Source organism: Rhodococcus sp. KBS0724, from assembly GCF_005938745.2.
GTDB lineage: Bacteria > Actinomycetota > Actinomycetes > Mycobacteriales > Mycobacteriaceae > Rhodococcus_F.
This window is the reverse complement of sequence record NZ_VCBX02000001.1, coordinates 3,184,564-3,198,047: the sequence shown is the minus strand read 5'-3', so window position 1 is coordinate 3,198,047 and position 13,484 is coordinate 3,184,564. Positions and strand designations below refer to the sequence as shown.

14 protein-coding genes are annotated in these 13,484 nt (G+C 62.5%); 10 read left to right on the top strand and 4 right to left on the bottom strand.

The window, feature by feature from the left end; all coding sequences use genetic code 11:
* The first annotated feature begins 17 nt into the window (after positions 1-17).
* Together FFI94_RS14800 and FFI94_RS14795 are read left to right on the top strand one after the other, a co-directional pair.
* Positions 18-494 (top strand): hypothetical protein, encoded by a 477-nt coding sequence (locus FFI94_RS14800; protein WP_138868528.1) that lies wholly within the window; start codon positions 18-20, stop codon positions 492-494.
* Positions 491-847: a hypothetical protein gene (locus tag FFI94_RS14795; protein ID WP_138868527.1), complete on the top strand. Its 357-nt coding sequence runs from the start codon at positions 491-493 to the stop codon at positions 845-847. Before FFI94_RS14800 ends, FFI94_RS14795 begins: the two co-directional genes overlap by 4 nt.
* 203 nt (positions 848-1,050) lie before the next feature.
* Here the strand turns inward: FFI94_RS14795 and lexA are convergent, their stop codons facing one another.
* Entirely contained in the window at positions 1,051-1,686 is a 636-nt protein-coding gene (gene lexA / locus FFI94_RS14790) for a transcriptional repressor LexA (RefSeq protein WP_185993414.1), read from the bottom strand.
* A 198-nt stretch (positions 1,687-1,884) separates the two neighbouring features.
* Here lexA and FFI94_RS14785 point away from each other — a divergent pair, with 198 nt between their 5' ends.
* Positions 1,885-2,856, top strand: coding sequence for a heme A synthase (locus FFI94_RS14785; protein WP_185993208.1), 972 nt, complete (start codon positions 1,885-1,887; stop codon positions 2,854-2,856).
* Between the two features lie 13 nt (positions 2,857-2,869).
* On the opposite strand, the gene FFI94_RS14780 is transcribed toward FFI94_RS14785, so the two are convergent.
* Positions 2,870-3,349, bottom strand: a complete 480-nt coding sequence (locus tag FFI94_RS14780; protein ID WP_138868525.1) for a DUF4188 domain-containing protein — start codon at positions 3,347-3,349, stop codon at positions 2,870-2,872.
* Positions 3,350-3,447: 98 nt separating this feature from the next.
* On the opposite strand from FFI94_RS14780, the gene FFI94_RS14775 reads away from it, so the two are divergent.
* Entirely contained in the window at positions 3,448-4,077 is a 630-nt protein-coding gene (locus FFI94_RS14775) for a MerR family transcriptional regulator (RefSeq protein ID WP_138868524.1), read from the top strand.
* Between the two features lie 58 nt (positions 4,078-4,135).
* Here the strand turns inward: FFI94_RS14775 and FFI94_RS14770 are convergent, their stop codons facing one another.
* Positions 4,136-4,504 (bottom strand): hypothetical protein, encoded by a 369-nt coding sequence (locus FFI94_RS14770; protein ID WP_138868523.1) that lies wholly within the window; start codon positions 4,502-4,504, stop codon positions 4,136-4,138.
* Between the two features lie 84 nt (positions 4,505-4,588).
* On the opposite strand from FFI94_RS14770, the gene FFI94_RS14765 reads away from it, so the two are divergent.
* Positions 4,589-5,554 carry a quinone oxidoreductase gene (locus FFI94_RS14765; RefSeq protein WP_138868522.1) on the top strand — a complete coding sequence of 322 codons (966 nt, stop codon included), beginning with the start codon at positions 4,589-4,591 and terminating at the stop codon, positions 5,552-5,554.
* An 18-nt stretch (positions 5,555-5,572) separates the two neighbouring features.
* Here FFI94_RS14765 and FFI94_RS14760 read toward each other — a convergent pair whose 3' ends face one another.
* A complete protein-coding gene (locus tag FFI94_RS14760; RefSeq protein ID WP_138868521.1) occupies positions 5,573-6,556 on the bottom strand; it encodes a heme o synthase in 984 nt (327 codons plus the stop codon).
* Positions 6,557-6,773: 217 nt separating this feature from the next.
* On the opposite strand from FFI94_RS14760, the gene tkt reads away from it, so the two are divergent.
* Genes tkt through pgl form a run of 5 tightly spaced genes read left to right on the top strand, consistent with a single transcriptional unit; the run spans position 6,774 to position 13,196 of the window.
* Entirely contained in the window at positions 6,774-8,876 is a 2,103-nt protein-coding gene (tkt, locus tag FFI94_RS14755) for a transketolase (RefSeq protein WP_138868520.1), read from the top strand.
* 5 nt (positions 8,877-8,881) lie between these two features.
* Positions 8,882-10,006 carry a transaldolase gene (tal, locus tag FFI94_RS14750; RefSeq protein WP_138868519.1) on the top strand — a complete coding sequence of 375 codons (1,125 nt, stop codon included), beginning with the start codon at positions 8,882-8,884 and terminating at the stop codon, positions 10,004-10,006.
* Positions 10,007-10,010: 4 nt separating this feature from the next.
* On the top strand, positions 10,011-11,555 hold the full coding sequence (gene zwf, locus FFI94_RS14745) for a glucose-6-phosphate dehydrogenase (protein ID WP_138868518.1): 1,545 nt from the start codon (positions 10,011-10,013) through the stop codon (positions 11,553-11,555).
* Positions 11,555-12,463, top strand: a complete 909-nt coding sequence (gene opcA, locus FFI94_RS14740) for a glucose-6-phosphate dehydrogenase assembly protein OpcA (protein ID WP_092808104.1) — start codon at positions 11,555-11,557, stop codon at positions 12,461-12,463. The genes zwf and opcA overlap by 1 nt, the downstream gene beginning before the upstream one ends.
* Positions 12,456-13,196, top strand: a complete 741-nt coding sequence (gene pgl, locus FFI94_RS14735) for a 6-phosphogluconolactonase (protein WP_138868517.1) — start codon at positions 12,456-12,458, stop codon at positions 13,194-13,196. The genes opcA and pgl overlap by 8 nt, the downstream gene beginning before the upstream one ends.
* Positions 13,197-13,484: the final 288 nt, after the last annotated feature.

Below are 13,484 nucleotides of genomic sequence, written 5' to 3'. Positions count from 1 at the left end.
AGAAGTAGTTTTAATGTATGAGTGTGCACGAGGTGACGTTCTCGGAACTGCAGTTGCAGGGCAAGGCGACGGTCGAGCGACTGCGGAAGTCCCCGGCCCAGTCGCTACTGATACGGCGGCGCGACGCCGAGGATCTGGTGTTGACCACGGCGGCACGGGTCGAGCTCGAGCACACGGCAGCATCGGTGACGACGCGGATGTTCGTGGCGTTGATGCAACGCGACGGCGGAATGCGTGAGCTGGTCGCCGATGTGCTGCCCGAAGTGTTTCCGTGGGTGGCTTTCCTTTCCAAGGAGGAAGTGCACGAGTTCGTGGTCGAGTTAGTGGCGACACTGCGCGCGGCGGAATCGTTAGACACCCCGGTTCCGGTGGTGCAGGTGATCGAAGCCTGGCGACACACCGCGGAGGTGTTGGCTGATCCCGAGCTGGCTGCGATTCTAGCCGCCGACACCGATGAGGATCTCGGAGTCGTTGCGGCGCCGAATGTTTCGTGAGTCCGAAACGCGGCGACCGGGTTGCCCCGCCCGCAGATCCCGCCGGTGGGTGGGACCTGCGGTTCGCTACCACAGACGCAGTCAAGGGCTGGGATGCGTTGTGCCAGCAGGCGGCAGCGAACACTCTGACGGCATGGACCGAACTGCGCACCCGGCCTGATGCCCCCGCGCCGACCTCGCGGCACCACCAACTCAAAGGCTCTCTCGCGACTCCCGCACACGGTGGAACGACGATGGAGCAGTGGCAGTACGAAGTTACTGCCAGTGGGCGCCTCTGGTACCTCGTCGACGCCGATCGCCGCATCTTGTGGATCAAAGCCGCCGGCACAGCGCACCCCAAAGCCACAGACTGACGTCTTAGTCAGCCTGGCACGGGACAGCTCGGACCTGATCAGAAGTTGAACAAGGGGCGCCGTCGCAGCAGAATAGCCGGAAGCCATTCCCTCAGGTCAACGCACTTTCCATAACCACGCCGCATGAGTTCCCATGCGGCGGAAACCCGATGTTCGTACGCACTCGGGCCGCTCACAACGGATAGCCGCGGCAGGCCGTCTACTCAGATCCGCCGCATCACTGAAACCACTTTGCCCAGGATCGCTGCCTGATCACCATCAATGACTTTGTACGCCGAGTTTCGGGGCTCGAGATAGACGTGGCCGTTACGGCGCCTGAGAACCTTCACCGTGGCCTCACCGTCGATCATCGCAGCGACAATCTCGCCGGAATGGGCTTCGTCCTGGCGGCGCACCACAACAACGTCGCCGTCGCAGATCGCGGCGTCCACCATCGACTCACCGCGCACCCGAAGCCCGAATACAGTTCCGGAGCCGACGAGTTCACGCGGGAGTTCCAGAACCTCATCCGTGTGCTCCTCTGCGAGGATCGGTGCGCCGGCCGCGATATCACCGACTACCGGCACCTCGACACTGTTGTTCGACGAACTCCCCTTGACTCCGACGAGGAATGGCCGCACGTCCAGTTGCCGAGCCATGGCCGTGCCTCTGCGGAGGAATCCCTTTTCCTCGAGACTCTTGAGGTGCTTGGATACCGACGACGTCGACCGTAGACCTACCGCGTCCCCGATTTGCCGGGTGCTCGGCGAGGATCCGTTCGTTGTCACCCAGTCCCGGATTGTGGCGAGAATCTGCTGCTGGCGAAGCGGGAGGGTGGAGGCGTCAAGGCCACCGAACATGTCGAGTTCGTCGTAATCGGTCACTCGGATAATCGTAGTGAGGGGTGCCGACAACCTTCTCCACTAGGGCGGTCGGCCAGCGGGCTGCCCCAACTACAGAGGGCAGACGCGGAGCGGGCTGCCCCAACTACAGAGGGCAGACGCGGAGCGGGCTGCCCCAACTACGCTGCGTAGTTCACGGGGAACTACGATCGTGGCGTGGTGAATCGTGTGTATGCCGGATTTCTGAGCTTGGTAGATCGACTGCCTCTCCCCTCACTGAAGACGCAGAAGATCATCGCGTTCATCGTGATCTTGACCCAGGGCGGTATCGCTGTCACAGGTGCGGTTGTGCGTGTGACTGCGTCGGGGCTGGGTTGCCCGACCTGGCCGCAGTGCTTCCCGGGCAGTTTTGTTCCGGTCGGCCATGGTGAGGTCGCGGTCATCCATCAGATGGTGGAGTTCGGAAACCGACTGCTCACGTTTGTGGTCGTGATTGTGGCGGCTGCGATTGTTCTGGCGGTAACGCGTGCGCGTCGTCGCCGGGAGGTACTTGTGTACGCGTGGATGATTCCGCTCGGCACTGTCATTCAGGCGATCATCGGCGGAATCACCGTCCTCACGGGGTTGCTGTGGTGGACGGTTGCCATTCACTTGGTCGCGTCGATGTTGATGGTGTGGATCGCGACAGTCATGTACGCGAAGATCGCTGAACCTGATGACGCGACCACGCTGATCGTGATGCCGAAACCGCTTCGCTGGCTCGCGGCGTTGAGCGGTGTGGCGCTTGCCGGCGTTCTGGTTGCGGGAACGCTCGTGACGGGTGCCGGACCGCACGCAGGTGACAAGAGCCTCGACCGAACGGTTCCGCGCCTCGAGGTCGAGATCGTCACCTTGGTGCATCTGCATTCACAGATGCTTGTCGGCTATCTGGCCTTGGTCGTCGGCCTGACGTTCGGCCTGTACGCAGTCGGAACATCGGCAGCCGTCAAAAAGCGCTTGCACGTTCTGTTGGCCCTGATTGTCGCCCAGGCGTTGATCGGCGTTGTTCAGTACTTCACCGATGTACCGCAGATTCTCGTGATCCTGCATGTCGCCGGTGCGGGTCTGTGCACAGCGGCAACGGCTGCGGTGTGGGCAGCGGGAAAGATCAGACAGGACGTTCCGGCGGCATCGGCCGTGCCGGCCTGAAACAACCCGCCGGTCAGTCGAGCATCCGCCCCCGTGCGGTGTCGCGCCGCATCCCCACCGGCGCGGAGGCGGTGGCCTCGGCCAATCCCATGACGGGCATGTTCACGTAAACCGATTCGTGCTGACCGCTTCCGACGCGGTAGGTCTCGTGATAAACACCCACGTCACCGCTTTTGCCGACGCTTCGGTTGAATGCTCTCCACGCCGGCAGATGCGGATCGTTCGGGTTCTTCGCAAATGCTTCGAGGTGATCGAAGCTTCGCCAGTACTGGATCACGGTTATCGTGCGCCCACCCCAGGACATCCGTGCTCCGAGCATCCCTTTGTCCGGCGATCGCTGTAGTTCGCGGAGCATTCGAGGCATTGCCAGGAACGGCCCGAACCACTTGTGGATCTTCCAGAGTTTGTTGAATCTCATTCCGATGAGGAAGACGACAAAATCGCCGTCGACGTCCGCGGTGTATCGGCCATTCCGAACTTGATATCGATTCATGAGAAGCCCGTCCCTCGCAGTTCCATGCCCGTTATGGATAGCATCTCTATCCATAACGGATAGTGCTACTATCCAAGCGTGAAGTCAAGGGTAGAACTGTGAGAATCTCCGAGCTCAGCGCCCGAAGTGGAGTATCGATCGCTTCGATCAAGTACTACTTGCGCGAGGGTCTACTCACCAGTGGTCAGCAATCAGCTGCCAACCAGGCCGTCTATAGCGAGCAGCACGTGAGGCGCCTCCGGCTGATACGTTCCCTGATCGATATCGGAGGGTTGTCGATCTCGAAAGTACGAGCCACGTTGGCCGCGATGGAAGACGAAACAACCCCGATGCACGACGCATTCGGGGCGGTGATGCACGGTCTCGACGAAATTCCCACCGACAACCCGTCCGCCGATATCGGAGCAGCGTACGACGAGGTGCAGGCGTGGCTGAAGGCCAGGAATTGGAGAATTGAGGACGACGCTCCGGCCCCGTACCGACTCGCGGAACTCATCGCGACATTGCGTCGGTTCGGTTTCCCCGCAGCACCAACGGATTTCGACGCGTCCGCAGACTTCGTCGACCAAACTGCCGAAGCCGAAGTTCACTACGCTCGATCGATGCCGGATCGCACTGCTGCCATCGAGACAATGCTCATCGGGACAGTGATCTACGAGCGAGCTCTAGTCGAAGTGCGGCGCCTCGCGCTGGAAGCTGCCAGTTTCAGACTCGATAAAACCGACTAGACAAGCGAATTGCGGCGAAGTCCCACCTCAGGTGTAGAACTTCGCCGCAATCATCAACTCAGGCGCCGTTGCGGGCCTTCGGGAAGCGTGTCTGGTGGGCAACCCACCCGGCCATCTTCTTGAAGTGGCCGTCGGCCGGCGTGACGACGCTCGTCAGTTCGCGTTCCCACTCGGCGACGGTGACGTTGTCGAAAGACGCGACCACAGCGTTTGCCGTAGCCAGATCCTTGACCACCTGGTCACCGAGAATGCCGTCGGCACCCACGAGGGTGATGCGCACCCCGACAATGCCAACTGGCTGAATCACAGCACTGGCGGAGCCGCCGTGTTCGGCGACGAACTTGGTGATCGCTTTGACCGTCGACTTCGGAAGTTCCGGCGCGGTCGCGGACGGTGTGGCGTCCGACTTCTCGGTATCGGTGCTCATAGCTCGACAATACTGGTCGGTAGTGCGCAGGCAACATGAGGCATGGGGCTGAGTCTGTGCGGCCTCAGGTGTAGAACAGAAAAGATGCGAGCCATCCATGTTTCCGAGACCGGTGGACCAGACGTCCTCACACTGTCCGAACAACCCGAACCCACGATCGGTGCACACGATCTGCTCGTCCGCACCGACGCTATCGGCGTCAACTTCATCGACACCTATTTCAGAATGGGGATGTACGCACGCGATCTCCCCTACATCCCGGGCGACGAGGGAACCGGAATCGTCGAGGCAGTCGGCTCCGAGGTTACGGAGTTCGCCGTCGGCGAGCGGGTGGCGTGGGCGGCGGCAACCGCAAGTTATGCCGAAAAGGTGGCTGTTTCGTCCACTGTCGCAGTAAAAGTTCCCGATGGTGTTCCTGCCTCCGTCGCTGCATCAGCGCTTCTGCAGGGAATGACCGCGCATTACCTCTCCACGTCGACCTACCCGATCCAGGCAGGTGACACCGTCCTCGTGCACGCCGGTGCCGGCGGCGTCGGACTGATCCTCACGCAGATGGCGGTGACTCTCGGCGCTCGGGTCATCACGACGGTCTCGTCGGACGCCAAAGAGCAACTGTCGCGCGAGGCCGGTGCGTCGGAAGTTCTGCGGTACGAGGACGACATCGCGGCCCGGGTACGTGAGCTGACCGGCGGCGAAGGTGTCGCTGTGGCCTACGACGGTGTGGGTGCAACGACGTTCGACGCAAGCCTTGCGTCGGTGCGAATCCGCGGGACCGTCGCATTGTTCGGCGCCGCCAGTGGCGCGGTGCCGCCGGTTGATCCGCAACGGCTCAACAGCTCGGGTTCACTATTCCTGACGCGGCCGACCCTGGCTCATTACATTCGCACGCCCGAGGAACTGCGTTGGCGAGCCGGAGACGTCTTCGATGCCGTAGCTGCGGGCACCTTGAAAATCCGGGTTGGCGCGCAGTATCCGTTGGCAGACGCCGCCCAGGCTCATCGAGATCTGGAAGGCCGGGCAACTACGGGATCGATAGTGCTGATTCCGTGAATTCGTGACTGCAGGCGGTCAGCTGAACATTTCGCTGATCGTCTGCAGTCCCAGCACCGAGTCGATAGCCAGACCGACAAACAGCACAGACAGGTAGTTGTTGGACTGCAGGAACAGCTTGAGGGGCTTGACCTCAGCGCCGCCGCGCACTCCGCGGTACAGCTGGTGTGCGAGGAGCAGGAACCAGGCACCGGCCAGCACAGCAACGATCGCGTAGACGAGACCGGCTGCGGGAACGAGGATCAAGCTGGTGACAACCATTGCCCAGCTGTAGAACAAGATCTGCTTGGTGACGTGCTCTTCGGTCGCGATGACCGGGAGCATCGGGACGCCGGCTGCCTTGTAGTCCTCTTTGTAACGCATGGCGAGAGCCCACGTGTGGGGCGGCGTCCAGAAGAAGATGATCAGGAACAGAACAAACGGTTCCCAGCTGAGTGAACCGGTGACGGCAGCCCAACCGACCAAGACGGGCATGCAGCCGGCAGCACCGCCCCAGACGACGTTCTGCCACGTACGGCGCTTGAGCACCATGGTGTAGATCAGGACGTAGAACGCGATGGTGATGACAACGAGGACACCGGCCAGCAGGTTCGCGCGCCACCACAGCCACAGGAACGACGCCAGTCCGAGCACGAGGCCGAATACCAGCGCGTTGCGCGTCGGGACGGCTTCACGGGCCAGCGGACGCTTCGCTGTGCGCTTCATGACCTTGTCGATATCCGCGTCGACAACGCAGTTGAGGGAGTTCGCGCTCGCAGCGCCCATCCATCCACCGAAAAGGGTGCTCAGCACCAGCCACAGGTCGACGTTTCCGCGATCTGCCATGAGCATCGCCGGAATTGTTGCCACCAGAAGCAATTCGATGACTCGCGGCTTCGTGAGCGCGATGTACGCCAGAACCTTTCCCAAAGCGCGACCCAGAACGGTGTTCTGATTGGTCGCCCGCGGGGCTGCTCCGGGGCTGCCGAAGCCATGTCCGCTCGGCTGTTGCCCTGTCCGCACGTTCTCTCCTTGCACCACGCGTTACCGCACTATCTCTTCACGACACACTGCTGACACTTTTCTGGACTATCGCATTTTCTACTACGGACGATGGTAGACCGCGGCCATCGTGGAACCGAATCGACCCGGACAGCCAGGACCATTAGGCTAGGTGACGCAGCGGAGGGACACCTCTCCCCTCGCAATCCACGTACACAATGTCAGGAGACATCTGCCAGTGTCGATCACAGACGAGATCCACGTCCTCACACAACCAGTCCACCCCTCGGACTGGACCGACCTGGACACGAAGGCTGTCGATACCGCCCGCGTGCTCGCCGCTGATGCGGTTCAGAAGGTCGGCAACGGCCACCCCGGAACCGCAATGAGCTTGGCGCCGTTGGCATACACCTTGTTCCAGCGTGTCATGCGCCACGATCCGTCGGATGCGGAATGGGTTGGGCGTGACCGCTTCATCCTTTCGTGTGGCCACTCGTCTCTGACGCTGTACACGCAGCTCTACCTCTCGGGTTACGGCCTCGAATTGGCAGACCTCGAAGCTCTCCGCACGTGGGGCGCTCTCACTCCGGGTCACCCGGAGTTCGGTCACACCGTCGGCGTCGAGATGACGACGGGTCCGCTGGGCCAGGGCCTCGCGTCCGCAGTCGGCATGGCAATGGCTTCTCGTCGTGAGCGTGGATTGTTCGATCCGGAAACCCCGGTCGGTTCCTCCCCCTTCGACCATCACATCTACGTGATCGCGTCCGACGGTGACATCGAGGAAGGCGTCACGTCCGAGGCATCGTCGCTCGCTGGTGTCCAGGAACTGGGCAACCTCATCGTCTTCTACGACGACAACAAGATCTCCATCGAGCACGACACCACCATCGCTCTCGGTGAAGACGTCGGCAAGCGCTACCAGGCATACGGCTGGCACGTTCAGCATGTCGAGGGTGGTGAGAATGTCTCCGGCATTCTCGACGCAGTCGCAGCGGCAAAGGCCGTCGTCGATCGTCCGTCGATCATTCTGCTCCGTACGATCATCGGTTTCCCCGCTCCGAAGAAGATGAACACCGGCGACGTTCACGGCTCCGCTCTGGGCGCCGACGAAGTTGCGGCTGTCAAGGAAGCTCTCGGCTTCGATCCGGCCAAGTCGTTCGACGTCGACGCCGACGCTTTGGCTCACGCACGTGAGGTCGTCTCCCGCGGAGCCGACGCACGCAAGGCGTGGCAGGTCGAGTTCGACGCGTGGGCGGCGCGCGAGTCCGAGCGTAAGGACCTCTTCGACCGTCTGTTCGCCGGTGAGTTCCCCGCCGGCTGGGCCGACGCTCTCCCGACGTACGAGCCCGATGCCAAGGGCGTCGCGACTCGTAAGGCTTCCGGTTCGGCGCTCAACGCGCTCGGCCCGATCCTGCCCGAGCTGTGGGGCGGCTCGGCCGACCTCGCCGGCAGCAACAACACCACCATCAAGGGTGCGGACTCCTTCGGTCCGTACTCCATCTCCACCAACGACTGGAACGCAAAGCCGTACGGCCGCACGCTCCACTTCGGTATCCGTGAGCACGCGATGGGCTCGATCCTCAACGGCATCGCGCTGCACGGCCCGACCCGCCCCTACGGCGGAACGTTCATGGTGTTCTCCGACTACATGCGTCCGGCTGTTCGCCTCGCCGCTCTGATGAAGACGCCGGTCACGTACGTGTGGACCCACGACTCCATCGGACTCGGCGAAGACGGCCCGACGCACCAGCCGGTCGAGCACCTCGCTGCTCTGCGCGCCATCCCGAACCTCTCCGTCGTTCGTCCGGGTGACGCCAACGAGACGTCGTTCGCATGGCAGGCAGCGCTCGAACACAAGACGGGCCCGACCGCTCTGGCACTCACCCGCCAGGATGTCCCGGTTCTCGAAGGCACCAAGGAAAAGGCAGCCGCGGGCGTCAAGCGTGGCGCATACGTGCTCGCCGATGCCGCCAACGGTGCACCCGAGGTCATTCTGCTGGCCACCGGTTCCGAACTGCACCTCGCCACCGAGGCCCGCGAGACCCTCGAAGCTCAGGGCGTCGCAACACGGGTTGTGTCGGTTCCCTGCCTCGATTGGTTCCTCGAGCAGGATCAGGCATACCGCGACGAGGTCATTCCTCCGGCCGTCCGTGCCCGCGTGTCCGTCGAAGCCGGTATCGCAATGCCGTGGTGGCGCATCCTCGGAGACGCCGGCCAGGCTGTCTCGCTCGAGCATTACGGCGCTTCCGCCGATTACAAGACCTTGTACCGGGAGTTCGGCATCACGGCCGACAAGACTGTCGAAGCCGCGAAGCGCTCCCTCGCCGCTGTGAAGGGATGATCTCGATGACTCAGAATGTGAACACCGAAAAGCTCTCCGCTGCAGGAGTTTCCATCTGGCTTGACGATCTTTCGCGAGATCGCATCCAGTCCGGAAACCTGCAGAACCTGATCGACACCAAGTCCATCGTGGGTGTCACCACCAACCCGTCGATCTTCCAGGCAGCACTGTCCAAGGGCTCGGACTACGACGCTCAGGTTCGTGAACTGGCCCAGCGCGGCGCTGACGTCGACGCCACCATCACGGCAGTCACCACCGATGACGTGCGCGCTGCGTGCGACATTCTGGCTCCGCAGTTCGAGGCGTCGAACGGCGTCGACGGCCGTGTGTCCATCGAGGTTGATCCTCGTCTGGCACACGACACCGACGCGACTGTCGCGCAGGCGATCGAGCTGCACAAGATCGTCGACCGCCCGAACGTCCTCATCAAGATCCCCGCGACGCTGGCCGGCATTCCCGCCATCGCCAAGGTGATCGGTGAAGGCATCAGCGTCAACGTCACGTTGATCTTCTCGGTCGAGCGCTACGAAGCCGTCATGGGTGCGTACCTCGAAGGTTTGGACACCGCGAAGGCTGCGGGCCGCGACATCTCGTCCATCGAGTCGGTTGCGTCGTTCTTCGTTTCCCGTGTGGATTCCGAGATCGACAACCGCCTCACGGCGATCGGCACGCCGGAGGCTCTCGAGCTTCGCGGCAAGGCTGCACTCGCAAACGCTCGTCTGGCGTACAACGCGTACCAGCAGGTCTTCGAGGTGCAGCCGCGCTTCCAGGCACTCCTGGCTGACGGCGCCAAGGCGCAGCGTCCGCTGTGGGCGTCGACGGGTGTGAAGAACCCCGACTACCCGGACACCCTGTACGTCACGGAGTTGGTAGCACCCAACACGGTCAACACCATGCCGGAGAAGACGCTCGACGCTCTTGCCGACCACGGTGAGATCACGGGTGACACCATCTCGGGCACCGCTCAGGAGTCGCAGGCAGTCTTCGATCAGCTCGCAGCCGTCGGCATCGATCTCCCGGACGTGTTCAAGGTCCTCGAGACCGAGGGCGTCGACAAGTTCGAGGTGTCGTGGAACGAGTTGCTCGACGCGACTGCCGAGCAGCTCCGCGCAGCAACCCAGAAGAGCTGAGCCTGTGAGCGATTCCGCGGCGGCATCAGATTGGGTGAATCCCCTTCGGGACAGCACCGACAAACGGCTTCCGCACATTGCGGGGCCCTGCGCCCTGGTGATCTTCGGGGTCACCGGCGACCTCGCCAGGCGCAAGCTCATGCCCGCCGTCTACGACCTCGCCAACCGTGGACTGTTGCCGCCCGGATTCGCTCTGGTCGGGTTCGCCCGGCGTGACTGGACGGACGAGGACTTCGCGAACGTCGTCCTCGAAGCGGTCAAGGACGGTGCTCGCACCAAGTTCCGTCAGAGCGTGTGGGAGCGGCTGGCGGACGGCATCCGATTCGTCAAGGGCAACTTCGACGATTCCGAGGGCTTCACGAACCTGGCCGACACGTTGGCCACGCTCGACACCGAGCGGGGCATCGGTGGCAATCACGGCTTCTACCTCGCGATCCCGCCGGATGATTTCCCGCAGGTTCTCGAGCAGTTGTCGTCATCCGGGCTTGCCCAGGCAGAAGAAGGCCAGTGGCGACGCGTTGTCATCGAGAAGCCGTTCGGTCACGATCTCGAGAGTGCTCGTGAACTGAACGCAGTGGTCAACAAGGTGTTCCCCGAGGACACGGTCTTCCGTATCGACCACTACCTCGGCAAGGAAACGGTTCAGAACATTCTGGCTTTGCGTTTCGCGAACCAGTTGTTCGATCCGATCTGGAACGCGCACTACGTCGACCACGTTCAGATCACGATGGCCGAGGACATCGGTCTCGGTGGTCGCGCCGGGTACTACGACGGCATCGGCGCCGCTCGCGACGTCATCCAGAACCACTTGCTGCAACTGCTGGCGTTCACTGCGATGGAAGAGCCCATCAGCTTCGAGCCGCTCAACCTGCAAGCGGAGAAGATCAAGGTCCTCTCCGCCACCAGGCTCGCGGAACCTCTCGACGAGACCACCGCCCGTGGCCAGTACACGGGCGGTTGGCAGGGCGGCCTCCCGGTTGTCGGGCTTCTCGAAGAGGACGGCTTCGCAGCTGATTCCATCACCGAGACGTATGCGGCCATCACCCTCGAGGTCGATACTCGACGTTGGGCTGGTGTTCCGTTCTACCTGCGCACCGGTAAGCGTCTGGGACGCAGGGTCACGGAGATCGCCGTGGTGTTCAAGCGTGCGCCGCACCTGCCGTTCGACAAGACCATGACCGACGATCTCGGCCAGAACGCGTTGGTCATCCGGGTGCAGCCCGATGAAGGCGTCACCATGCGCTTCGGATCGAAGGTTCCGGGATCGAGCATGGAAGTACGCGACGTCAACATGGACTTCTCGTACGGCCAGGCTTTCACCGAGTCGTCCCCCGAAGCGTACGAGCGGCTCATCCTCGATGTCCTGCTCGGCGAACCGTCACTGTTCCCGGTGAACGCCGAAGTCGAATTGTCTTGGGAGATCCTCGATCCCGTCCTCGAACATTGGGCTGCCGGCGGCAAGCCGGACCCGTACGAGGCCGGCACCTGGGGACCGGAGTCTGCCGACGAAATGTTGAACCGCACCGGACGCGAATGGAGGCGACCCTAGTGATTCTCGATTTGCCGTCAACCACCACGGTCCAGGTCAGTAAGAAACTGGTCGAGGTTCGTAAGACCGGCGGCGCCGTCACCTTGGGTCGTGTGTTGACTCTTGTTGTCTGCACCCGCGACACCGGCAACGCCGAAGAAGCGATCGAGGCAGCCAACGAAGCAAGCCGCGAGCACCCGTGTCGCGTCATCGTGCTGCTGCGCGGCGACGAGCAGAGCGAGCCGCGCCTCGACGCTCAGATCCGGGTCGGCGGCGACGCCGGCGCCTCGGAAGTTGTGGTGCTACGTCTCTACGGTCCGTTGGCGGATCACGAGAGCAGTGTTGTCATCCCGTTCCTGCTGCCGGATACCCCGGTTGTCGCATGGTGGCCGCTCGAGGCTCCCGCGATTCCGGCCAAGGATCCGGTGGGCAAGCTCGCAGTTCGTCGTATCACCGACGCCACCGGAGCACCTGATCCGACGGCCACCATCAAGGGACGACTCGCGTCGTACACCGCCGGGGACACCGATCTGGCGTGGAGCCGCGTCACGTACTGGCGTGCACTTCTCGCGTCGGCGCTCGATCTTCCGCCGCATGAGAATGTCACCTCCGCGGTGGTGTCAGGCCTGAAAACCGAACCGGCACTGGATATTCTGGCCGGCTGGCTGGCGGCAAAGACCGGAGTTCCGGTGTACCGCCGCACCGGCGCGCTGAATGTGGAGTTGAAGCTCGAGACGCGCAGCATCTCCATCAGCCGCCCGCAGGAAGGCACCACCGCAACACTGATCCGGACGGGTCAGCCGGATGCGCTTGTGTCGCTTGGTCGCCGGGAGACTCGCGATTGCCTCGCCGAGGAACTGCGTCGACTCGATCCTGACGAAATCTACGAAGAGGCACTGGCCGGCCTCGAGAAGGTGACATATGAGTGATGTTGTCGTAGAGAAGTTTTCGGACGCCGGTCAGCTGGTCGATGCAGCTGCCGCACGTTTGGTCACAACCATCGTCGACGCTCAGAAGGCTCGTGGCGTAGCGTCCATCGTTCTGACCGGCGGCGGAACCGGCATCGCATTGCTCGAGAAGTTGCGTAAGACGCCTGGTGATATCGACTGGGCTCAGATCGACCTGTACTGGGGCGATGAGCGTTTCCTACCGGCCGGCGATCCGGAGCGCAACGAGGTTCAAGCGCGTGAGGCGCTCCTCGACCATGTTCCGGTCGATCCGGATCGGGTACATCCGATGGCGGCGTCCGACGGTATCTACGACGGCGATCCGGATGGCGCGGCAACAGCCTACGAGCAGTTGCTGGGCGCGCAGGCGCACGGCAAGCAGGTCCCCACTTTTGATGTGCACCTGCTTGGCATGGGCGGCGAGGGACACATCAACTCGCTGTTCCCGCACACTGACGCCGTACGTGAAGAGTCTCGTTTTGTCGTAGCGGTGACGGACTCCCCCAAGCCCCCGCCGGTTCGCATCACTCTGACTTTGCCCGCTGTTCAGCGCGCAAAGGAAGTGTGGCTGCTTATTTCCGGCGCAGCCAAGGCTGAGGCTGTTGCTGCTGCCGTTGGCGGCGCTGCCGCTGTTGACTGGCCCTGTGCTGGTGCAAAGGGTTTGGTTGCCACCCGATGGTTCCTCGATTCGGACGCTGCCTCGCAGTTGCCCTGATCTCGGATTCACTCCGGACGGGAGTCGTCTTCGGGCGACTCCCGCGCCGGCGGAACTTCTGTCGCCACTCCCCCACAGTGTCCGCTACGCATAGCCGCTAGCCTGCTCGAATTTCTTCGTGCCACAACCGAACTCATCGGCGTGACACCATTTCTCCACTGGGCGCTCTGCCCGACACAACGATTCATGTTCCCCCCGGTCCATGTTCTTCTGCACTCATGAAATTTGACGCGCCCGGAGAGCTTTCGGTTCCTTTCTTGCTTCGAGGTCTTGAACGAGACAACGTCC

Bases quoted from the DNA above. Each gene is read 5' to 3' on its own strand.
- FFI94_RS14780 (WP_138868525.1), bottom strand. From the start codon at position 3,349: ATGAATCGATATCAAGTTCGGAATGGCCGATACACCGCGGACGTCGAC.
- pgl (WP_138868517.1), top strand. From the start codon at position 12,456: ATGAGTGATGTTGTCGTAGAGAAGTTTTCGGACGCCGGTCAGCTGGTC.
- FFI94_RS14770 (WP_138868523.1), bottom strand. From the start codon at position 4,504: ATGAGCACCGATACCGAGAAGTCGGACGCCACACCGTCCGCGACCGCG.
- lexA (WP_185993414.1), bottom strand. From the start codon at position 1,686: ATGTTCGGTGGCCTTGACGCCTCCACCCTCCCGCTTCGCCAGCAGCAG.
- FFI94_RS14800 (WP_138868528.1), top strand. From the start codon at position 18: ATGAGTGTGCACGAGGTGACGTTCTCGGAACTGCAGTTGCAGGGCAAG.
- tal (WP_138868519.1), top strand. From the start codon at position 8,882: ATGACTCAGAATGTGAACACCGAAAAGCTCTCCGCTGCAGGAGTTTCC.
- FFI94_RS14765 (WP_138868522.1), top strand. From the start codon at position 4,589: ATGCGAGCCATCCATGTTTCCGAGACCGGTGGACCAGACGTCCTCACA.